This window comes from Rothia sp. HMSC072B03, from assembly GCF_001809565.1.
Classification (GTDB): Bacteria; Actinomycetota; Actinomycetes; order Actinomycetales; family Micrococcaceae; genus Rothia; species Rothia mucilaginosa_A.
This window is the reverse complement of record NZ_KV797969.1, coordinates 113,319-133,860: the sequence shown is the minus strand read 5'-3', so window position 1 is coordinate 133,860 and position 20,542 is coordinate 113,319. Positions and strand designations below refer to the sequence as shown.

At 62.9% G+C, this 20,542-nt stretch carries 17 protein-coding genes, 1 tRNA gene and 1 riboswitch; of the genes, 7 read left to right on the top strand and 11 right to left on the bottom strand.

Going from position 1 to position 20,542, the window contains the following annotated elements; translation table 11 throughout:
* Window positions 1–320: 320 nt before the first annotated feature.
* The 3 genes from sucD to HMPREF2630_RS03965 all read right to left on the bottom strand — a co-directional run bounded on the left by sucD (window position 321) and on the right by HMPREF2630_RS03965 (window position 5,780).
* Window positions 321–1,238, bottom strand: coding sequence for a succinate--CoA ligase subunit alpha (gene sucD / locus HMPREF2630_RS03975; protein ID WP_049331561.1), 918 nt, complete (start codon window positions 1,236–1,238; stop codon window positions 321–323).
* Window positions 1,239–1,267: 29 nt separating this feature from the next.
* Window positions 1,268–2,434 carry an ADP-forming succinate--CoA ligase subunit beta gene (sucC, locus tag HMPREF2630_RS03970; RefSeq protein WP_049331559.1) on the bottom strand — a complete coding sequence of 389 codons (1,167 nt, stop codon included), beginning with the start codon at window positions 2,432–2,434 and terminating at the stop codon, window positions 1,268–1,270.
* 355 nt (window positions 2,435–2,789) lie between these two features.
* The gene (locus HMPREF2630_RS03965; protein WP_070483500.1) at window positions 2,790–5,780 is read right to left on the bottom strand and encodes a UvrD-helicase domain-containing protein; all 2,991 of its coding nucleotides are present in this window, start codon (window positions 5,778–5,780) and stop codon (window positions 2,790–2,792) included.
* Between the two features lie 147 nt (window positions 5,781–5,927).
* Between HMPREF2630_RS03965 and HMPREF2630_RS03960 the strand changes: the two genes are divergently transcribed.
* A complete protein-coding gene (locus HMPREF2630_RS03960; protein WP_070483498.1) occupies window positions 5,928–6,788 on the top strand; it encodes a VOC family protein in 861 nt (286 codons plus the stop codon).
* Between the two features lie 88 nt (window positions 6,789–6,876).
* Here HMPREF2630_RS03960 and HMPREF2630_RS03955 read toward each other — a convergent pair.
* Window positions 6,877–6,949 (bottom strand) — tRNA-Arg (locus HMPREF2630_RS03955).
* 144 nt (window positions 6,950–7,093) lie between these two features.
* Here HMPREF2630_RS03955 and HMPREF2630_RS03950 point away from each other — a divergent pair.
* On the top strand, window positions 7,094–8,107 hold the full coding sequence (locus HMPREF2630_RS03950) for a DUF4031 domain-containing protein (protein WP_070483497.1): 1,014 nt from the start codon (window positions 7,094–7,096) through the stop codon (window positions 8,105–8,107).
* Between the two features lie 152 nt (window positions 8,108–8,259).
* On the opposite strand, the gene HMPREF2630_RS03945 is transcribed toward HMPREF2630_RS03950, so the two are convergent.
* From HMPREF2630_RS03945 to HMPREF2630_RS03935, 3 genes are all read right to left on the bottom strand, one after another.
* The gene (locus tag HMPREF2630_RS03945; RefSeq protein ID WP_049331550.1) at window positions 8,260–8,946 is read right to left on the bottom strand and encodes a C40 family peptidase; all 687 of its coding nucleotides are present in this window, start codon (window positions 8,944–8,946) and stop codon (window positions 8,260–8,262) included.
* Window positions 8,946–9,106: riboswitch (cyclic di-AMP (ydaO/yuaA leader) on the bottom strand. Its footprint overlaps the gene before it by 1 nt.
* Window positions 9,107–9,631: 525 nt before the next feature.
* Window positions 9,632–10,336: an iron-dependent transcriptional repressor DtxR gene (locus tag HMPREF2630_RS03940; protein WP_049331549.1), complete on the bottom strand. Its 705-nt coding sequence runs from the start codon at window positions 10,334–10,336 to the stop codon at window positions 9,632–9,634.
* Window positions 10,337–10,512: 176 nt separating this feature from the next.
* Entirely contained in the window at window positions 10,513–11,364 is an 852-nt protein-coding gene (locus HMPREF2630_RS03935; RefSeq protein ID WP_070483495.1) for a DUF3027 domain-containing protein, read from the bottom strand.
* A gap of 141 nt (window positions 11,365–11,505) precedes the next feature.
* Between HMPREF2630_RS03935 and HMPREF2630_RS03930 the strand changes: the two genes are divergently transcribed.
* The 4 genes from HMPREF2630_RS03930 to HMPREF2630_RS03915 all read left to right on the top strand — a co-directional run bounded on the left by HMPREF2630_RS03930 (window position 11,506) and on the right by HMPREF2630_RS03915 (window position 14,745).
* On the top strand, window positions 11,506–11,778 hold the full coding sequence (locus tag HMPREF2630_RS03930; protein WP_049331544.1) for a hypothetical protein: 273 nt from the start codon (window positions 11,506–11,508) through the stop codon (window positions 11,776–11,778).
* Window positions 11,779–11,858: 80 nt separating this feature from the next.
* Window positions 11,859–12,563 (top strand): response regulator transcription factor, encoded by a 705-nt coding sequence (locus HMPREF2630_RS03925; protein WP_049331542.1) that lies wholly within the window; start codon window positions 11,859–11,861, stop codon window positions 12,561–12,563.
* Window position 12,564: 1 nt separating this feature from the next.
* Complete coding sequence (locus HMPREF2630_RS03920; protein ID WP_070483493.1) at window positions 12,565–14,064, top strand: sensor histidine kinase; 1,500 nt, start codon at window positions 12,565–12,567, stop codon at window positions 14,062–14,064.
* A gap of 390 nt (window positions 14,065–14,454) precedes the next feature.
* Complete coding sequence (locus tag HMPREF2630_RS03915; RefSeq protein WP_049331538.1) at window positions 14,455–14,745, top strand: WXG100 family type VII secretion target; 291 nt, start codon at window positions 14,455–14,457, stop codon at window positions 14,743–14,745.
* 203 nt (window positions 14,746–14,948) lie between these two features.
* Here the strand turns inward: HMPREF2630_RS03915 and HMPREF2630_RS03910 are convergent, their stop codons facing one another.
* Window positions 14,949–16,376, bottom strand: coding sequence for a ribonuclease HI family protein (locus HMPREF2630_RS03910; protein WP_070483491.1), 1,428 nt, complete (start codon window positions 16,374–16,376; stop codon window positions 14,949–14,951).
* A gap of 178 nt (window positions 16,377–16,554) precedes the next feature.
* On the opposite strand from HMPREF2630_RS03910, the gene HMPREF2630_RS03905 reads away from it, so the two are divergent.
* A complete protein-coding gene (locus HMPREF2630_RS03905) occupies window positions 16,555–17,574 on the top strand; it encodes a 4'-phosphopantetheinyl transferase family protein (RefSeq protein ID WP_070483489.1) in 1,020 nt (339 codons plus the stop codon).
* A gap of 133 nt (window positions 17,575–17,707) precedes the next feature.
* Here the strand turns inward: HMPREF2630_RS03905 and HMPREF2630_RS03900 are convergent, their stop codons facing one another.
* From HMPREF2630_RS03900 to HMPREF2630_RS03890, 3 genes are all read right to left on the bottom strand, one after another.
* Entirely contained in the window at window positions 17,708–18,811 is a 1,104-nt protein-coding gene (locus tag HMPREF2630_RS03900; RefSeq protein ID WP_070483488.1) for an isochorismate synthase, read from the bottom strand.
* Window positions 18,812–18,874: 63 nt separating this feature from the next.
* Window positions 18,875–19,642, bottom strand: a complete 768-nt coding sequence (locus HMPREF2630_RS03895; protein ID WP_070483486.1) for an SDR family oxidoreductase — start codon at window positions 19,640–19,642, stop codon at window positions 18,875–18,877.
* Window positions 19,639–20,340: an isochorismatase family protein gene (locus HMPREF2630_RS03890; RefSeq protein WP_070483484.1), complete on the bottom strand. Its 702-nt coding sequence runs from the start codon at window positions 20,338–20,340 to the stop codon at window positions 19,639–19,641. Before HMPREF2630_RS03890 ends, HMPREF2630_RS03895 begins: the two co-directional genes overlap by 4 nt.
* Window positions 20,341–20,542: the final 202 nt, after the last annotated feature.

Sequence of the window (20,542 nt, the reverse complement as noted above, 5' to 3'; positions counted from 1 at the left end):
CCACTCAGAATGATTCTGACTAGGCTCAATGCACTCCAGTATACAAAGGTCGAGGTCATATCTGCACCTTAATTAGGGCGGATGTGCACAATCTTACTTTCTGTCGCAAGTTCTACCGCCCTGGTTCAAACACCTCAAAAGCACCCTCAAATCCCAGCACTGTTCGACAGCTGGAGCGGCTCTACCCCTCCTCTTTTCCCCGGCACACTCCCCCAGCGCCTCCAGTATTTTCCAACGCGCTGTCCCGGTTGAGCTCCCGGTTAAAGCACAGATGCCGGTAGCCTCATGGACTACCGGCATCTGCCGCAATACTATGCTGTTTACTTCGCTGCGAAGATTTCGCGCATCAGGTTTGCAGCCTCGGAGGGGGTCTTACCGACCTTCACGCCTGCTGCTTCCAGAGCTTCCTTCTTCGCCTGAGCGGTACCGGAGGAACCGGAGACAATAGCGCCCGCGTGGCCCATGGTCTTACCCTCGGGAGCGGTGAAGCCCGCAATGTAACCAACGACGGGCTTGGTCACGTTTGCCTTGATGTACTCAGCGGCACGCTCCTCAGCGTCACCACCGATCTCACCAATCATGACGATTGCTTCGGTCTCGGGGTCAGCTTCGAAAGCTTCCAGAGCGTCGATGTGGGTGGTGCCGATGATGGGGTCGCCACCAATACCGATAGCGGTGGTGAAACCAATGTCGGAGAGCTCGTACATCAGCTGGTAGGTCAGGGTACCGGACTTGGAAACCAGACCAATCTTGCCCTTGCCGGTGATGTTCGCCGGGATAATACCGACCAGGCACTCCTCGGGGGAGATGATGCCGGGGCAGTTGGGGCCGATGATGCGGGTGATCTGCTTACCGTTCTCGTCCACGGATGCCTTAGCAGCTGCCCAGAACTCTGCGGAGTCCTGAACCGGAACGCCCTCGGTGATGACGACGACGAGGCCGATCTTAGCCTCGATAGCCTCGAGAACTGCTGCCTTGGTGAAGGCCGGGGGAACGAAGACGATGGAGACGTTCGCGCCGGTCTTCTCCATGGCCTCAGCCACGGTACCGAACACGGTCAGCTCGATGTCGGAGCCGTCCTTTGCCTTGTGGGTGACGGTGGTGCCAGCCTTGCGAGCGTTCACGCCGCCCACAATGTTGGTGCCTGCTGCGAGCATGCGTGCGGTGTGCTTGGTACCCTCGCCACCGGTGATGCCCTGAACGATGACCTTGGAGTCCTTGTTCACAAAGATAGACATATTACTTCCTTGAAATCCTTTGCTGGCGATTACGCCTTGTGAGCGAGCTCTGCTGCCTTGTCAGCGCCGGAGTCCATGGTCTCAGCCAGAACAACCAGCGGGTGGTTCGCCTCGGAGAGGATGCGGCGACCCTCAGCAACGTTGTTGCCGTCCAGGCGCACAACCAGGGGCTTGGTTGCTGCGTCGCCCAGAATCTCCAGAGCCTTCACAATGCCGTCTGCCACTGCGTCACATGCGGTGATGCCGCCGAAGACGTTCACGAAAACGCTCTTGACCTGCTCGTCGCCCAGAATGATTTCCAGGCCGGCAGCCATAACCTCAGCGGACGCGCCGCCACCAATATCAAGGAAGTTTGCGGGCTTGACGTTGCCGTGGTTCTCACCAGCGTATGCAACGACGTCCAGGGTGGACATAACCAGACCTGCACCGTTACCAACGATGCCGACCTCGCCGTCCAGCTTCACGTAGTTCAGGTCGAACTGCTTTGCCTTAGCTTCCAGCGGGTTCTCAGCGGACTTGTCCACGAGAGCCTCGTGCTCGGGCTGGCGGAATTCTGCGTTGTCGTCCAGGGAGACCTTGCCGTCCAGGGCCAGGATGGTGCCCTCGGGGGTCAGAACGAGGGGGTTAACCTCAACCAGGGTTGCGTCTTCCTTGCTGAAGACCTCACCCAGCTTGACGAGGACGGGAACAACCTTCTCCTGCAGTTCTGCGGAGAAGCCTGCTGCCTTCACAATCTCCTCGGCCTTAGCCTGGTCCAGGCCGACCAGCGGGTCAACCTCAACCTTGGCCAGCGCCTCGGGACGCTCAGCTGCCAGCTGCTCAATTTCCATACCGCCTTCAACCGAGCACATTGCCAGGTAGGAGCGGTTTGCACGGTCCAGCAGGAGGGAGAAGTAGTACTCTTCAGCGATGTCTGCGCCGTCGGCGACCAGCACGCGGTGAACGGTGTGGCCCTTGATGTCCATGCCGAGAATTGCCTTAGCGTGCTCGTAAGCCTCTTCGGGGGACTTTGCGAGCTTCACGCCGCCGGCCTTACCGCGGCCGCCGGTCTTAACCTGAGCCTTGATGACGGTCAGGCCGCCAATTTCCTCAGCTGCTGCCTTTGCTTCTTCAGGGGTGGTCGCAACAATGCCCTTGAGCACGGGAACGCCGTGCTTGGCGAAGAGCTCGCGCGCCTGGTATTCGAAAAGGTCCACAGGTGTCCTTCTTCTTCGAAGTGGTGCCGAGCGCGGTGTACGCTCGGCCTGGTCATTAGAGGAGTATTCCCCATGTGCCCGCTACGGTGCGATAGGGGTCTCTCGCACCCGGCGCACGCGCATCATTGACGCGGGGAATTTCTCTCGTTTCTACTCTATCGGATTCGGCATGAGCTCGCACTCACGGAGCCCGAAATACGGGATTTTAGCGACTCAGGTCACAGATATTGCGGGGTGGATATCACCGCGTATCGCATGCCGGGAAAAGGTTTAGGAGCCATGCACCTAAAGCACGCGCAAGGCAGGGGCGGACATCATCGGATGCCCGCCCCTCCACGTTTATCACCGGGCAGCGTTAGGAGACCTTCTCCAGCGGCGCGTAACGCAACAGCAGGCGCTTCTCTTCCGAACCGAAGCGCACCTTCGCCACGGTCTTATCGCCGCTACCCTCAACTGCGAGCACGCGACCCTCGCCGAACTTGGTGTGGCGCACGGTATCGCCAACCGCCAGGGTCGGGATTTCCTTACTCTGGTGCACGCGGGAACGGTTCGTCACCTTAGAGGAGGCGGTAGCCGCCGCCAGCCCGTAGCTCGCCGAGCCATTAATATCCGCGGTGGACGGCTCGGAGCGGTGTGCGGGGCGGGACTCGTAGGGATCGTATGAGCCGCGCGAGCCACCGGAACTGTACCCGCCCGAGTAGCTACCGGAACGGGAACCACCCGAGTAGCCTCCGGAACCATAGCTGGAACGGGAACCACCCGAGTAGCCACCACCGTAGGAGCTGCCGCCATAGGAGCCACCGCCGCGAGCGCCGTATGCCCCCATGCCCGAGGCGCCGAAGCCCGAGAAGCCCGCGGTGCGCTTCCACTCGATGAGCTCCTCCGGGATCTCCTCCAGGAAGGGCGAGGGCGGGTTGAACTGGCTCTTACCCCACATGGTGCGGGTCTCCGAGCGGGTCAGGTACAGGCGCTCCATGGCGCGGGTCAGACCCACGTACGCCAGGCGGCGTTCCTCGCTCATTTCCTTCTCGTCGGTCAGGGCGCGCTGGTGCGGGAACAGGCCGTGCTCCATACCGGTCAGGAACACCACGGGGAACTCCAGACCCTTGGCGGTGTGCAGGGTCATGAGGGTGACCATACCCTGGGCCTTCGCCTCGGCCGCCTCGGCGGCAATCTGTGCGGCGGAGGCGCTCTCACCCTCCGCGCTGGCGGGGCGGTTTGGAATCGAGTCGGCGTCGGCAACCAGCGCCACGTGCTCGAGGAACTGCTCCAGGTCGGCGCCGAGGTTCTCGGTCTCGAACTCGACCATGGCGTCAAGCAGCTCGGAGAGGTTCTCCACGCGCGATTCGTCCTGAATGTCCTTGGAGGCGCGCAGAGCCGCCAGGTAGCCGGTCTGCTCCAGGACCGCTTCCAGGCAGGTTGCGGCGGGTTCGGTGCGGGCAATCTGCGCCAGGTCATCCATGAGGCGCACGAACTCGGCGTACTTCTTGACCGCGGCGGCGCCCAGACCCGGGACATCGGCGGCCTGGCGGGCGGCAGCAAAGAAGGAGATGCGGTGTGCGGTCGCGTAATCGGCCACCACGGACTCGGACTTGGCCCCGATACCGCGCTTGGGCTCGTTCAGGATGCGGCGCACGTTCACGTCGTCATCGGGGTTGCTCAGGGCACGCAGGTAGGCGAGCGCATCCTTGATTTCCTTACGCTCGTAGAAGCGGGTACCACCGACCACGCGGTAGGGCAGGCCGGCGCGCATGAGCATGTCCTCGAGGGTTCGGGACTGCGCGTTGGTGCGGTAGAAGATGGCAACGTCACCGGGCTGCACGCCGTGCTCGTCCGCCAAGCGGTCAATTTCACGGGTGATGAAGCGTGCCTCGGCGTGCTCGGATTCAGCCACGTAACCGATGATTTTCGCGCCCGCGCCGGAGGCGGTCCACAGCTTCTTGGGGCGACGGTCGGGGTTGCGTTCGATGACCGCGTTCGCCGCGGAGAGAATGTTCTGCGTGGAACGGTAGTTCTGTTCCAGCAGGATCGTGTGGGCGTTCGGGTAGTCCTTCTCAAAGTCCGTAATATTACGGATGTCCGCGCCGCGGAAGGCGTAGATAGACTGGTCGGAGTCACCCACCACGGTCAGCTCGGCAGGGGGCACGGCGTCCGGGTAGGGGCCGCGGTCAGCCGGTGCCTTCGCGTGGGCGCCGACCAACTCGCGCACGAGCTGGTACTGGGCGTGGTTGGTGTCCTGGTACTCGTCCACGAGGATGTGGCGGAACTTGCGGCGGTAGTAGTTCGCGATTTCGGGGAACTTCTTGAGCAAGAAGACGGTGCGGCCAATCAGATCGTCAAAGTCGAGGGAGTTGGCGGCGCGCAGACGCTGCGTGTAGACGGTGTAAATCTGCGAGATGGTCTTCTCGTACGGGTTATCGCTCGCCACTCGGGATGCGTACGCCTCGGCGCTGACCAGCTCGTTCTTCAGCGCGGAGATACGGTTGCCCACGGCCTTGGCGGTGAACTTCTTGGTGTCCAGGTTGAGCTCTTTAATGATGAGGCTCAGCAGGCGCTGCGAGTCGGTCGAATCGTAAATGGTGAAGGTGGACTTCAAACCCAGGGCGGCGGCCTCACGGCGCAGCACGCGCACGCAGAAGCTGTGAAAGGTCGAAATCCACATGTGCTTGGCGCGCGGGCCAACCAGCGCCTCGATACGTTCACGCATCTCGGCTGCGGCCTTGTTGGTGAAGGTAATGGCGAGAATCTGGCCGGGGGTCGCGCGGTGCGTTGCGAGCAGGTAGGCGATGCGGTGGGTCAGCACGCGAGTCTTGCCCGAGCCCGCGCCCGCGACAATGAGCAGGGGTGAACCGGAGTGCAGTACGGCCTCTTCCTGGCGGTCGTTGAGCCCGGCGGTGAGGGAGGCGGGGTCTACGGTGCTCAGGCTGTAGGTGCGTTCGCCGTAGGGATCGGCGGGGTCGAAGTCCTCGCCGTAACCGCCGACGCGGTAGGCGGGCGGCATAAAGTCGCCGAGCGGGTCGGCGGCGAAGGCTGCGGGCGCGCCGGGTTCGGGAGCGCTGGTAGCAGGGGTACCGTAGGCGGGCATACCGGTGGGCAGGGCGGCGGGTACGTCCTGTGCGGGTGCCTCCATTACCGGAGCATCCATCACTGCGGCGTCCATGGGAGGCGCGTAGTAGTCGTTTTCGACAGGGGGTACGTCGTAGTAGGGGTCGAAGGGCGGCTCGTCCGCCGGTGCAGGGTCAATTGGCGCGGGGTCCGCCGGTGCTGCGGGGGTGACGAGTTCGGCGGCGAACAGGCCGTCCTGTTCGGTGAAGGACTGCTTCTGCTGTTCGGGCTTATCGCTCATCGTCTACCTCGCTGCCTAGAATACACGTTCGATATTCCATGCTACCGCATTTACTCCCCCGCTCCCACCCGTTCGGTCAATCAGCCTCACAACCTAAATCGGCAACGGCACCCCGGTGGCACAGAATAGTCATGCTAGGATGACCGCATGACCCAGCCCTTATCTCCGAGCCTCTCAATAGCCCTATGGTGCAATGGCTCAACCGATGAAGCCGCACAGTTCTATACCAGAGTTTTTCGCGATGCTTCTATCGTTGAACAGGTGCCCGGACTTACGACGGCTCTAAGCATCCATGGCTTCCAGCTCTCACTCATTAACGGTGATGACCGGTACGTCCCGAACCAGTCCATCAGTTGCATCCTAAACTTTGACCCGCTCCTCTTCGGTGGTGAGGCGCAAGCGCGAGCATACCTCGATGAACTCTACGAAGAGCTAAGTACCGGCGGTGTGCTGATGGAACTGGGTGAGTATCCTTTCTCCCCACGCTACGCCTGGGTGCGTGATCGTTTTGGTATGACCTGGCAGCTGATGCTTACCAATCCTGCAGGGGACCCGCGCCCCTTCGTCGTGCCTTCTTTCATGTTTGGCGGCACGAATCACGGCAATGCAGAGGAAGCCACCAACGGCTGGATTTCCATGTTTGATGATGCCCGCCGCGGTACCCTGTACCACTATCCGGAAGGTAGCCCCTTAGAGGCAGATGCGGTCATGTTTACCGACTTCAACCTGCATGGCACCTGGATGGCGGCTGCTGATTCCGGTACTTTCCACGATTTCACATTCACGCCGGGGGTTTCGGTAGTTCTTTCGTGCCGTACTCAGGAGGAGATTAATTACTATTGGGAGCAGCTCTCGGCTATACCTGAGGCGGAGCGTTGCGGCTGGTGTGTAGATCGTTGGGGTATTTCTTGGCAGGTTGTCCCGCACAATATTGCTGAGCTGATGGCAGATAAGGCCTCTCGCGAGAAGATCCTGCAGATGGGCAAGATTGACCTGTCTCAGCTATAACGTGTTTTCTTGAGTACTCGTTACGTGCAGAAACAGAGAAACCGCCCGCGCCTGCTAATGCAAGCGACGGGCGGTTCTGTCATATGTGTGCCCCCGAGACGATTCGAACGTCCGACACCTTCTTTAGGAGAGAAGTGCTCTATCCCCTGAGCTACGAGGGCGTACCTATCCAGTATAAAGCACCGCGCGTCGCAGGTCGGCACGGTGTTCAGTAACCTCTGCGGCCTGCGCGATTCGCTTCCACCCTGTGTTCACCACCCGAAGACACCCGCACCCGGCGGCAGAACCGCTCCTACAATGTACGAATGAGCATCTACATTGACCCGCCCGTCTGGCCCGCGCACGGCACCGTCTTCTCGCACCTCATCTCCGATGCATCCCTGGCGGAACTGCACGAGTTCGCTGCGGCGACGGGCATTAGCGAGCGTGCCTTCGACCGCGACCACTACGATGTACCGGCGCACCGCTACGACGAGCTGGTGCAGGCGGGCGCGATTGAGCTTAGCGGCGCACAGCTGACTCGCACGCTCATTGCCAGCGGCCTGCGCATCCCGCTGAAGGAACGCCCGGAAAAGATTCGCCCGCGCCTGCTTCGCGCCTGGGAGGCGGCGTTTGCGCCCCGTCTCGAGCGTGCGGATGCGTCCGCCGAGTCGCGGGCCCGGCTCGTAACGCAGGTGGCTGAGTTGGGCGAGCGCCTGTTGCAGGCGTGGGAGCAGCCGCACCGCGCCTACCACCACAGCGGGCACCTTTCGCAGATGCTCACCGATCTGGACCGTCTCTACGCACACCGCACGCAGGGTTCTACTCCCCTGCCGCTGGTTCTGGCGGCGTGGTTCCACGATGCCGTGTACGAGGGCGCGCCGGGTGAGGATGAGCGCCGCAGCGAACAGCTGGCGGGCGCCTCCCTGGAGCCGCTGGTCGTCGCTGGTCTGCTGAGCGAAGAGGAGCTACAGCTGGTGCGCCTTCTGGTTCGCGCCACGGCAGCCCACGAGCTGCCCGAATCCACCGAACTACCGGCGGGCTACAATCCGGCAGATATTGAGTTCTTCCTTGACGCCGACATGGCCATCCTGGCGGCCGAACCGGCGCGCTACCGTCGCTACCTGCGCGGGGTACGTAGCGAGTACTCCCACTTCGATGATGAGGCGTTCCGCACCGGCCGCACAACCTTCCTGCACTCCGTCCTGGAGCGTGAGCGCATCTTCCTCTCCGAGCGAGCCCGCGAACTTTGGGAGGAGCCCGCACGGGTCAATCTACGTGCGGAGCTCACCGAGTGGGACCAGGCTCCGCAGAAGCTCCTGCAGGCTCTCGCACCGTAGAGAAGCGGCCTCAACACGTACCGCCGAGTGTGCACGTGCACACTCGGCGGTATTCTGCGCGCTGAATGGGCACGCAAAAGGCGCCCACCCCGTGCGGGGTAGGCGCCTTTTCGAAGTATGTTGGGCTAGACCCAGCTCTTATGCACTAAGGCTTAGAGAGCGGTGTAGTAGCCATCAACGGACATCCAGGAGGTGGGGTGCACCAGGGTACCGTTGGTGGGGTTCAGAGCGGAGATCATCTTGCCATCGCCCAGGTAGATACCAACGTGGCTGTAGCCGTTCTGGAAGACGATGTCGCCGGGCTGGGGGTTAGAGGTGGGGCGCAGCTCGTTCTTCATTGCGTAGGTGAAAGCGGTCAGCTTGATGCCGTGCTGAGCGAAAACCCACGAGGTGAAGCCGGAGCAGTCCCATGCACCGTAGCTCTTGCCGCCCCAAACGTAGGAGCCGCCCAGACCGCTCATTGCGGTTGCGACGATTGCGTCGCGGGAAGCATTACCGGTGTTGGAGGAAGCAGCGGGAGCAGCCTGCTCCTGGGTTGCTACGGGAGCAACGTAAGCCTGCTGAGTCTCAGCCTGGGGTGCTACGTAGGTGGTCTCAGCTGCGGGTGCCGGAGCTGCTGCGGGAGCAACGTAGGTCTGCTGTGCCTGAGCCTGGGGTGCAACGTAGGTGGTTGCGGGGGTGGTGTAGCTGGTGTAGTCGAACTCGTAGTTGGTGTAGTCGTAGGACAGATCAGCTGCAGCGGGGATCTGTGCGAATGCGTTCGCGGGAACGGTCGAACCGAGCAGAACTGCGCCTGCTGCGAGGGTTGCACCTGCGGTACGTACGATCTTCTTAGCCATTGTTTCCTCCATTGCCTGACGAGGTGAGCTGTCGGGCTCGAGCATGGATTCGCTCGGCCACCGAAGTGACTTAGCCCCGAGGCTTCTCGAGTGAGAAGCCGTATCCCAGCTTGGGGATTGGGTCCCCCGCTTCTGCCATTCTGGGTAGACGTTCATCGAAGCGTTGGCAGAACTCAGCGGAACCGCTTCGACGGTGCCCTCTTACGTTGAGGATTTGGGCACAGAAACGAGAATACACAGAAAACTCCCAGTTGTCACCTCTCTCGGGCTTAAATTTCGGCGTTTCACCCCTGGGTGAATACTTGATAGCGCAAGCACCCAAGCTCCAATCAATGCGACTCCTAGCAACCGTTTAATGGCTTTGACCAGGTATTTCATAAGGATGCACATTCTTTTTAAGGGCGCCACTGCCCCTTAAGAACAGGATTCAAAACTCTTAAAAATAAACCTCGTCTCTTAAACTGATCTCCCAGAAAACAGCATTCCGCCTCCTCCGAGGCCTCCCACACGACCGAAAAACACGAAAAATGCACTCTTCTGCAGTTGCCAAAGCCACGGATAGAGGAGTATAAGCACGCGCACGCGAGCCCGCGGGCGGTACAGAGCGCTACGGAAACCGTAAACAGAGGAGGCGGCGCCTCCCCCGCTCGGGGAAGGCGCCGCCTCCACAGTTGTTTAACTACGTCTACAGGGCGCTGGCGCGCTTCACGACGATTGCGTTTGCCACGTCCATATCCAGGGACAGGGTATCGTCCTCGCCGTCGGCGTGAACAATCACGTCATCATTCTGGCCGGCCACAACCGATACCGAGGCGCCGTAGACGATGCCCGCATCCGCCAGAAGCTTCAGCAGTTCAACGTCAGTCTGAATGGACTCGGGGAAACGGGAAATCGTGAAACGGTCCTCGGGGCCCGAATCGCGAGCGGCCAGAGACATCGGCACGGTGCGCTCGTCGTTCTTCTCGCTCTCAATGCCCAGCTCTTCCAGACCGGGAATGGCGTTGCCGTAGGGGGAGAACTTCGGCTCGTTCAGCATCTGCAGGATGCGCTTCTCGACCTTATCGCTCATGACGTGCTCCCAGCGGCAGGCCTCTTCGTGCACATACTCGAGGTCCAGGCCAATAATATCGGAAAGCAGACGCTCAGCCAGGCGGTGCTTGCGCATCACCTCGACGGCCTTCTGGCGGCCCTCGTCGGTCAGCTCCAGGTGGCGGTCAGGCTCAACGGTGAGCAGTCCGTGCTTCTCCATGCGGGCCACAGTCTGGGAAACGGTCGGGCCGGAGTGCTCCAGACGCTCGGCGATGCGCGCGCGCATGGGGACGATGCCCTCTTCCTCCAGTTCGAGAATAGTGCGCAAGTACATCTCTGTGGTGTCGATAAGGTCAGTCATTATCTCTCCAGCCATCAGCGCGACAGTGCGTAGGTAGCCCTGCCTAAGTCGTTAGTTTACTCAATAAACCATTATGTACCCTTTGGGCGGTTTTTGCCACGAGAGAGCCCCGCGAGTTGCCCAGCGCGAACAGCCGGGCACCCCGCGGGGCTCCTTAAATCTCTATGGCGGTGGCTCTACTCGGAGACGCTGCCCTCAGACCCCTCGGAGTCCCGGTCGGAATCCAGAGAAACCTCAGCGGCCTCGGCAGGTGCAGTCTCGGTACCCTCTTCTGCACTCTCCGCGCTCTCCTCGGAGGCTGCGGTGGCGGCCTCAGAGCCCTCGGCCTTTTCCTCAGCTTTCTTCTCGGCGGGTGCCTCCGAAGAATCGGACGAAGAATCCTGCTCCAGGTCCTCGGGACGCACGCGGTCAGCCCACGGCACCCAATCCGGGGCGATGAGCGCATCGTCACCGGGCAGCAGGCCCACCTCACAAATCGTAGCGACCTTCGAGCGCGGGGCGCGGGAGAGGGTCGCAAACCAGAACCAGCCGCGGTACCCGGGCATCGTGCACTCGAAGAGGTGGGTGCTCAGGCGCTCCTCCTCGGGGCGCACATGGTGCACCAGACCAATATTGTGGTCGGGGGTAATCTCGCGGACGCCCTGCAGCGCTACATCCTTAGCCGCCGCTAGGATCTCATCCACCTTGGAGGTGCGACGGGCCTTGTGCGGAACGCCCAGGGAGGGTTCGCCCGGGTCCTCAGCCGGCGCGGAGAAAGGGTCGTTAGAAGTATCAGTGGGGGTCCGGGAAGATTCGGCTTCCTCGGCGGCCTCGGTGAGGGCTGCCTCCACGGTGGCCTCGACGACCTTTTCGGTCTTCTCCTCGGCGGCCTCATCCGCAATCTTCTGCGCGGTCTCTACTTTCTCAGGTACAGCACCATCCACCGAGGTCTCGGCCTCCTCCGGGGCGGCAGCGGGCAGAGCGCCATCTGCGGGAGTATCGGGGGCGGGCACGGTTTCGGGGAGCAGTTCATTCACCTGTTCAGACATACCCCTATTAAAGCATCTCGCGTACACGAACACCTCGGGAGGCCCTCTAAGCTTCACAAACGCTGTGAATTTGGGGCCCAAACCCCCGATTCTGGGGCTTTGCTAGCAGAGAGCTGGGCACAAGCTGATACGGTTAATTTTATGAGTAACACCTCCGTAGAGACCCAGCACAGCAGTTCAGACCGGGCGTCCGCGCCTCTGCCCTACGCCCGTGCCATTCGTTGGCTGGGCGCGGGAGGCGGTATTCTCGCCCTCCTCTGCCTGCTCAGCGGAATCGTCATGCTCCTTATGAAGTGGGCCGGGGCCACCCCGCCCGCCGTCATGAGCCAGATTCCGCTCGTGCTTCTGCCCGTCGCATTCATCGCGCTGATGGTTGCGCTCGGCCTGGCAGTTCTGCGGCGCTCTAAAGCCTAACCACACACCGTTGCACACACTGCATTTCTCTACTCACCGACAAATCACCTTCCTGCCCTTCAGAACGAAAGATAAAGAGTATGTCTGCTGAAGCCAAGCTCCTCGTCGTTGATGACGAATTCAATATCCTTGAATTACTCGCCACTTCCCTGCGCTTCGCCGGTTTTGAGGTCGTCACCGCCGGCAACGGCCGCGACGCCCTCGAGAAGGCCAACACCGAATCTCCCGATCTGATTGTCCTCGACGTCATGATGCCCGGCATGGACGGCTTCGAGGTGACCCGCCGCCTGCGCGAGCTCGGAAGCACCGTCCCCGTCCTCTTCCTCACCGCGAAGGACGCCACCGAGGACAAGGTCACCGGCCTGGGTGCCGGCGGCGACGACTACGTGACGAAGCCCTTCTCACTGGACGAGGTGATCGCCCGCATCCGCGCCATCCTGCGCCGCAGCCGCGCCGTCCAGGACGAGGACGATGCCGTTCTGCGCGTCGACGACCTGAGCCTGAATGTGGATACCCACGAAGTATTCCTCGGCGAGGAAGAGATTGACCTCTCCCCCACCGAGTTCAACCTGCTGCACTACCTGATGCTCAACGCCAACCGTGTGCTGTCCAAGGCGCAGATTCTCGACCACGTGTGGGAGTACGACTTCAACGGCGACTCCTCCATCGTCGAGTCCTACATCTCGTACCTGCGCCGCAAGATTGACAACAACCGCGAAAACCACGAGCCGCTCATCCACACCAAGCGCGGTGTGGGCTACATGATTCGCGGTTCTCGAGGCTAACGTGGCGCTCAAACCCCTCGATCGCATCCCCCTCTCGCTTTCCCTACGCACGCAGCTGGTGCTGGTGACCTCCATGCTCATCGCCCTGGCGATTGCCGTCACCAGCCTCGTGGCCATCTCAGCCCTGCGCGCCCAAATGGTGCACCAGCTGGATGAAGAGATGAAAACCAGCGCACCGGCCCTGGTGCAGCTGGCTACCGTGCGACCTTCCGGCAAGCAGGAGGGGTCGCTCAGCACCTACCGTGTCTACCTGCTCGATAAGGACGGCAAGGTGCTGTACTCGCTCAGCTCCGAGCACGACGAGCAGGCCGGCGAACCCACCCTGAACGGTTGGACCGCTGAGAAGGTGCGCAAGCAGAACGAGGAGGGCGTGACCGTTGGCTCCTCCAGCGGTTCCGCCGACTGGCGCCTACTTGCCGTGCCAATTGAGGCGAACGACTCCTCGGGATTGACCGAGGCGAGTTCCCTCATCATCGCGATGCCGCTCAAGCAGACCAACCAGGTGGTCGCCCTGGTCGGCGTGCTCACCTTCGCGTTTGGACTCGCCACCCTGGCTTCCGCCATCGCCATGACGTGGGTGATTGTGACGCGCACCTTCGAGCCGCTCGCGCGCGTTGAGCAGACCGCCGCCAAGATTGCCGCCGGCGACCTCTCCCAGCGTATCGAGGACTACAACCCGAACAACGAGATCGGTAACCTCGCCATCTCGCTGAACACCATGCTCGCCCAGATTGAGGCGCTCTTTAAGGCCCGAGAGAAGAGCGAGGCGAAGATGCGGCGCTTCGTGGGCGACGCCTCCCACGAGCTACGCACCCCGCTGGTGAGTATCCGCGGTTATTCAGAGCTCTACCGCCAGGGCGCGCTTCCCACCGAGGAGGCGATCGGCACCGCCATGAGCCGCATCGAGTCGGAGTCCAAGCGCATGGGCCAGCTCGTCGAGGACCTGCTGACGCTGGCCCGCATCGACGAGCGCAGAGAGTCCAAGCTGGCACCCTTCGACCTGTTCAACCTGGCGGTGGACGCCAGCAACGACGCCTACGCTACGGCCCCCGACCGCGAGGTTTCACTCGTGGGCCTCAGCGACGATGTTGCCCCCACCTCCGCGCCGGTGCTCGGCGATGAATCGCGCATGCGTCAGGTCGTGGCGAACCTGCTGACCAACGCGATGCGTTACACCCCCGACGGCACGCCCCTGGAGATTGCGGTGGGCGTGCGCGAGGAGGTTGCGGGATTCCCGCTGGCCACCCTTGAGGTGCGCGACCACGGCCCCGGTATTCACGGCGAGGATCGCGAGCGCGTCTTTGAGCGTTTCTACCGCACCGACACCTCGCGTTCCCGCGAGACCGGCGGCACCGGTCTGGGCCTGTCCATCGTGGCCGCCATCATCGAACAGCACGACGGCCGAATCCACATTGAAGAGACCCCCGGTGGCGGCGCGACCTTCGTCATCTCGCTACCCTACTACCCGCCGCCCATCTCGGATGAGCAGCTGCTGAACTAGCGGGTTACGTGTCTCCGGCAGCCAGCGGCGTACCGAAACCCAGAAGAAGCCCCAAAGAAGCCCCCGAGCCTTACGCTCGGGGGCTTCTTCGTGTCCGGAGGGTTCAATCGCTCCGGCAGGCACGACCGGGTGTGGACGCACCGCCGGATGGACGCTGCGCAAAGGGCGCAACGCAATATTCAGCCGAATTCTGAAGGCCCCGTTCGAAATTTTCGGTGCGTTGGAAGCAATCGGGAGGGTTTATCCACAGATTCTCTCATTGAGGCATTTTTAGGTAGTTTAATGCATTTTGAAAGAATATAGTGGTGCCATGCACTCGGGATAGTTCATAGCCCGGGGCAAACCCTCCCGGCGGCAACCCGCCGCCCACCACTCTCAAAGGAGAAACCCATGGCACAGTTCAACGTCGATTCTGAGGTCATCGCGGCCAAGAGCGCCCAGGCCAAGTCCTACGTCGCATCCATCACCGCGGATGTCAACGGCATGACCGCTTCCCTGCATGACCTGCAGAGCTCTTGGACGGGTTCGGCATCGGCCAACTTCCAGGGCGTGCTGGATCACTGGCACGCTACCCAGCGCCAGGTCGAAGAATCCATCACCCAGATCAACGAGGCGCTCTCCCGTGCGGGCGTCAACTATGCCGACACTGAGCAGGCCAACGCCTCGATGTTCGTGGGCTAAACGTGGGCTAGACAGCCCGCACCCGGTACGCCCCGCCACCACTGGATGGGCCCCATGCGCGTGACGTACCAACGGAAAACCCGCCGCACCTCACTATTCGAGGGGCGGCGGGTTTCTCACGTTCTCTTTCCCGGTTCTTCTCAGCGGTTCTTCCCGGGCCGCGGGCGGCGAACCCACCGGGAGCTACCGGGAGCGCATGGGCGCTACGAAGCGGGGGTCTCCTGACGGAAACGCAGACGCCACAGGCCGCGCTCGGCGTCGTAATGCCAGATACTCGAACGGCTCACGCGGCCGCGCGCGGTGGCAACCGCCGCCATGACCAGAACGCTCGAGTCGTCAATCTGCTGAACCCCCTGCTTGGCCGGCGCACCCTGCTGAGTGAAGGCGCGCTCTCGATACTGCAACACCGAGGAACGCGAAACCGACTTGCCGGTAGCGGTCACCCACACCAGACGCTCGTGGAGCAGGGCGTCCAACTGAGCCGGGTCCATAACGGCGCCGCGGCTTTCCAGCAGCTGTTCGGCGGCGGCGGCATCCTCGGGACGCGGTGCCGCGGAAGCCTGCCGCACGGAAGGCACAGAAGACACGGAGGGCTCAGCAGGTGCGGGAATAGCGGGCTTGGTAACAGTCAGCTTGGTAACAGTGGGCGCTGCGGCCTGCGATGCGACCCGCGCGGCGGCGAGGGTTTCCGCAGGTGCAGGGGCTTCTGCGGGCTCCGGGAGCTCTGCGCCCTCACCCAGCAGCTCGGCGGGATCCACATCGTTCGGGTCGAGGCCGGCAAACTCTTCCAGACCGGCCAGGTCGTCCTCCTCCGCAGCCTGCGCGGCAGCAACCTGGCCGGCGGTCTCCTGCTGGCGAGCCAGGGCCTGCGCATCACGCTCGGCGGCACGCTCTGCGGCGAGGGCCAGCTGCTCCTTGCGGGTGCGGACCGTCTCCGGGTCGGGCGCATCCACGGCCGAGGCGGGGCGCAGCAGACCGGACAGGCGCAGACTCTCCACACCGCGCTGGGCATTCTCAATCTCGGCGGCGGTGAAATCCTCCACGGGCAGGTGGGCATCAGCGGAGGAAGCGGGCTCGCCCTCAGGAGCCGGGGTTGCGGGGGCCTCAGAGGCCGCCTCGCCCTGGGCAGGGGCGCCTTCACGAGCAGCGGCAGATGCGCCGAAGCCGGGGCCGTACGCGGGTTCGCGGCCCTCCTGATAGGCGCGCGCAGCACCATTCGCCAGGGAGTCCGCCTTCTCGTTGAGCTCGTGACCCGCATGGCCCTTCACCCAAATAAACTCGTAGTCGCGGCCGGTCAGCGCCCGATCCAGCGCCTCCAGAAGGTCGCGGTTGAGCACGGGCTTGCCGTCAGATTTCTTCCAGCCCTTCTTCTTCCAGCCGGGCATCCACTTGGTCAACGAGTTAATGACGTACTGGCTATCGCAGTACACGCGCAGCTTCGCCTCCGGGCGGGATGCGGTCGCCTCGAACAGGTCCAGGACAGCCTTGAGCTCACCCATGTTGTTGGTGCCGTGCGCCCAGCCGCCGCTCGCCCAGTGGTCGTCGTCGATATACCATGCCCAGCCCGCCGGTCCGGGGTTGCCCAGCGCCGAGCCGTCTGCGGCGGCAATGATCTCTTGCGTGCTGTTCACGGTACCTTCTTTCTAAGCTGCCACCCCTCTAGCGTGCAGGCGGCAGTCCGTAATGATATCTGTGATGACTTTACCGCACCGGCGGCGAGGGTGCGTAGCGCACGGTCGCCGCTGTGGACAACCTCAAGCAGCCTCGGACGCGCCCATTGCCGTAATGCCGGGCGGGTACACTAAACCTATGAGCTATTCTGCCCCCGAAACACCCAGCGCACAGCGCCCGGAACGCCCTACCGCCCGCCCGAGCGAGCGCGTGCAGATTTTCGCTCTTCCCACCCGCACGATGTACGGTTCCCTGCGTTTTAGCTGGTTGAGCTACCTGGGGCTTGCTGAGCAGCAGCATGCGGCGCAGTTGCCGACCTCCACGGCGGCGGTCAGCTACCTGAGCACTCAGGCACTCATGCGCGCCATGGCGGCGGCTCGTCTGGATGTGCCGTCGAGCGCCGCTTCTGAGATTGAGGTGGATCGTTCCTGCACCCTGTGCACCAGCGGCAAGAAGCACGGCAAGCCGCGTATTGCGGGCGTGAACTTCAATATGTCGCAGGTAAACCCGTTGGTCGTGGGTGCTTTTAGCCGTAACTCCTCGGCGGTGCTCGGCGTGGATGTTGAGACCCTGGATGCGCGCCTGTTCTCCGGTTTTGCGCGTCTGGCGCTCTCCGATGAAGAACGCACGTTCTACGAGCGGGTGGCGCAGGAACGCCCCGCACCCGTACTGCACCTGCTCTCGGTGGCGCTGTGGACCGCTAAGGAGGCGGTGCTCAAGGCGACCGGCCACGGCCTGAGCGTGGTGCCCTCCCTGGTTCGGGTGCAGCTCACCGAGGAGCTGTTGGACGCGCTCGAACTTGCCATGAACGAGGAGGTCCCGGGGGACCTTCTGGGCAGCAACGCTCCCGAGCCGACCGCCCTGCGCGTACTGACTCAGGACAGCTTGACCGCCCAAGCGACCTTTAGCGCGCCCCATGTCGGTAATCAGGGTGACGATCAGGACGGCGAGGTTGCCGAGCGAAGCTTTAGCCTGCAGTGGGTACCCGTGGCACTGCCCGACGCGGAGAACCCCGAGCACGCCCAGAAGATGCTCATCGCCCTGGCCGTGGAGAACCCTGCCCATAGTGAGCCAGCCCAAGGTGAGCCCGCGCAGGTTGAGGCTCAGCTTCTGGCGGTGGCTACTCCCCTGGAGCTCAAGCGCCTGCTCACCGATTAGTCGCGCTCAATCCCCTAACACCTGATAAAACGACGGAACGCGCCCGCCATGCCAACGAGCGCGTTCCGTCGTTTTATTCAGTCGTACTATTCTGTCTTTGTATTCTGCCTCGTCAAGGAGTTCGTGGCAGAGCCTAAGGGGTATCTTCGCCCAGGGTATCCACGCCCAGGGCGCGGCCAAAGCTACCGAGCTTCGTGCCGGTCTCCGTGTGCTCCAGCTCCGGGTCGGACTCAGCCACAATACCCGCACCCGCGTACAGCACCGCCTCGTCCGGGCTGACCTGGGCGCAGCGCAGCACCAGCGCCCACTCGCCGTTACCCTCGGCGTCCATGTAGCCGACCAGGCCACCAAAGTAGCGGCGCTCGAAAGACTCCAGCTGGCGAATCAGCTCCAGCGCCTTCTCAGTGGGGGCACCGCAAATCGCGGGAGTCGGGTGGATCGCGCGGGCACCGTCCAGGCAGGTCAAACCCTCCTTCAGCACACCGTCGATGGGGGTCGCCAGGTGCCAAAGCTGCGGGGTCTGCAGCAGCGAGGGCACCTGCGGTACGTTCAGCTCCTCGGCGATGGGGGCCAGGCGCTCGGCAATATCGTTGATGACGTAGGCGTGCTCGTGGCGGTCCTTCGGCGAGGCGAACAGGCGGTCACGAATCGCCTCGTCCTCGGCGCTACCGGGCTCGGCAATGCGCGGGGCGCTACCGGCAAGCGGGTGAGTCTTGAAGGCGCGGCCCTCGGTGCGGAACACCAGCTCCGGGGAGGCACCCATCAGGTAGCTTCCGTTCATGCCGCGCTCACCGTCGGGCAGGCGCACCGCAAAGTTAAACGCGGAACGCTGCTGGGCGCGCAGGTTGTTGTACAGCGCCTCCAGGTTGAGGGCGCCGGGTGCGTAGCGGGCGGTGAGCACACGCGAAAGCACAATCTTGCTCAGCTCGCCCGCCTTCATGCGCTCCACGGCGGTCGCAACGGCGGCACGGAATCGGTCGTTCTGCCGGCCGGTGACCGATACCGGTTCGGCAAGCGCCACGGTCTGCTCGGGGACCGGCACCTGCTGCTCCTCCAGGCGTTCAGGCACGAAGAGGTAGGCGGGCATATCGGGGTCAAAAGGAATCAGACCCACGACGGCGCTACCGGCACGTTTCGCCTCGTCCAGGGCATTATCGAAGGTTACAGGGGTCATCGCACCGGATGCGCGCAGAACGCGGGTGCCGGTGGCAAAGATAAAGTCGGGAAGGTTCGTCATCGTACTTCTATCAGTGGTGTGTGGGTTCGCGCCGGGCATCTAAACGCCGGACGCGGGGTGCCGTTAGAGGGTCGCACCGCCGTCGGCAACAATCTCCTGCATGGTGATGTGGCGTGCCGCCTCAGAAATGAGGAAAGCGTTGACCGCCGCAATATCCGCCGGGTCGGCAATACGGCGCAGCGGAATGCCCAGGCGGAACGTTTCCGGGTTACCGGCAACCGGCAGGGCGGAGCGGTCCTCACCCTCCCAGGCGTCGGTCACCATGGGGGTTCGAGTGGTACCGGGGCAGACCGAGTTCACGCGAATACCGTGCGCGGCAAGCTGCAGACCGAAGCTGGAACTCACGCGTGCCGCCGACGCCTTCGATGCACCGTAGGCACCAAACTCCGCGCGGGGCACACGCGCCGCGTTGGAGGCGACCGTCACCAGGGAGCGGCTGTTAGTCGGGTCGGACTCCTGCTGGTCAATCATGATGCGCGCGAATTCGCGCAGGCACAGGAACACGCCGTCGGAGTTGACCGCGTGCAGGCGCTTCCAGGTGTCGAAGCTGGTTTCCAGTAGCGGCTGACTGTGGGCGATGCCCGCGGCGAGCACCGCACCGGTGATGGGTTCGTCGAGTGCCGCTACAGCGTTGGCGAGGGCGGTGACGGACTCTTCGCTGGTCACGTCTACGGCGCGGTAGCGGAAGATTGCGTCCCCGTAGGTGCCGAAGGAGGCAATGGGCTGCTCTGCAAGGTCAGCCGCAAACACCGAATAACCGTTCTTGATGAGCTGGTGGACGGTTGCCTCACCAATACCGCCGTTCGCGCCGGTAACAATTACCCAGCTCACGCGCGCGCCTCCTCAGCGCCCTCAGCCTTCTCAGCACCTTCTGCGGCCTGCAGGTCGGCGAGCACATCGGCGGTGTTCAGCACGCGGGCACAACGACCCGAAGCGTACTCGCACGCTATGCGGTGCTCCTCCTCCGAGAAGTCGGCGAGCGCATCCGCAACCATAAACGGCTGAATATCACGCATGAACGCCTCTAGGGCGGTGGTCAGGCAGCCAATGTGCGCGTACACGCCGCCGATAATGAGCTGGTCGCGGCCAGACTCCTTGAGCAGGTCCTCGAAGGGGCTGCGCACGAACGCGGAGTAGCGCCACTTGGTCAGCACGGTGTCGCGGTCGGTGGGTGCCAGTTCGTCGAGCACGCGGGCGGACTCGTCGTTCTGCAGGCCGTCGCCCCAGAAGTCGATGAGCAGGCGGCGGTCTTCGGGGTTCTGGCGCGGCGGCTGCGCGGTGTAGTAGACCGGGATTCCGGCGGCGTGGGCGGCGTCAATGAGGCGGCGCAGGTTCCTAATGGCGATGTTAATCTGGGCGTCCGGGTTGGCGTCGCCCTCCCCCAGGTTGGCGCCTTCGAAAGCCTGGACGAAGTGTACCTGCATGTCGTGCACGAGCAGTACAGCGCGGGAGGGGTCCACAGGCCAGCTCACGCGGTTGCTGTGTTCACGGTCGACGTAGGTGTAGGGCTTGATTTTGGGCAGTGCCATGATTCTCCCGGTTCGTGCCTATGGTTTTCGGTTGTATGTGTGGCGCAGGTGGCGCACTGCGGTGGGTGTAGCCGCGAGTGAGGCTCGCCTCCGAGCCCCTTCGCGCTGACCACCCAACCGGTGAGCTTGCGCTTATCTCATAACCATCTTAGGGCATGCTTAGGTACAAGGTATATATGAGCCTTAACAAAAATGCTTCCCC

Coding starts and splice junctions, on each gene's coding strand:
- sucD (WP_049331561.1), bottom strand. CDS start 1,238: ATGTCTATCTTTGTGAACAAGGACTCCAAGGTCATCGTTCAGGGCATC.
- HMPREF2630_RS03965 (WP_070483500.1), bottom strand. CDS start 5,780: ATGAGCGATAAGCCCGAACAGCAGAAGCAGTCCTTCACCGAACAGGAC.
- HMPREF2630_RS03960 (WP_070483498.1), top strand. CDS start 5,928: ATGACCCAGCCCTTATCTCCGAGCCTCTCAATAGCCCTATGGTGCAAT.
- HMPREF2630_RS03950 (WP_070483497.1), top strand. CDS start 7,094: ATGAGCATCTACATTGACCCGCCCGTCTGGCCCGCGCACGGCACCGTC.
- HMPREF2630_RS03945 (WP_049331550.1), bottom strand. CDS start 8,946: ATGGCTAAGAAGATCGTACGTACCGCAGGTGCAACCCTCGCAGCAGGC.
- HMPREF2630_RS03940 (WP_049331549.1), bottom strand. CDS start 10,336: ATGACTGACCTTATCGACACCACAGAGATGTACTTGCGCACTATTCTC.
- HMPREF2630_RS03935 (WP_070483495.1), bottom strand. CDS start 11,364: ATGTCTGAACAGGTGAATGAACTGCTCCCCGAAACCGTGCCCGCCCCC.
- HMPREF2630_RS03930 (WP_049331544.1), top strand. CDS start 11,506: ATGAGTAACACCTCCGTAGAGACCCAGCACAGCAGTTCAGACCGGGCG.
- HMPREF2630_RS03925 (WP_049331542.1), top strand. CDS start 11,859: ATGTCTGCTGAAGCCAAGCTCCTCGTCGTTGATGACGAATTCAATATC.
- HMPREF2630_RS03915 (WP_049331538.1), top strand. CDS start 14,455: ATGGCACAGTTCAACGTCGATTCTGAGGTCATCGCGGCCAAGAGCGCC.
- HMPREF2630_RS03905 (WP_070483489.1), top strand. CDS start 16,555: ATGAGCTATTCTGCCCCCGAAACACCCAGCGCACAGCGCCCGGAACGC.
- HMPREF2630_RS03900 (WP_070483488.1), bottom strand. CDS start 18,811: ATGACGAACCTTCCCGACTTTATCTTTGCCACCGGCACCCGCGTTCTG.
- HMPREF2630_RS03890 (WP_070483484.1), bottom strand. CDS start 20,340: ATGGCACTGCCCAAAATCAAGCCCTACACCTACGTCGACCGTGAACAC.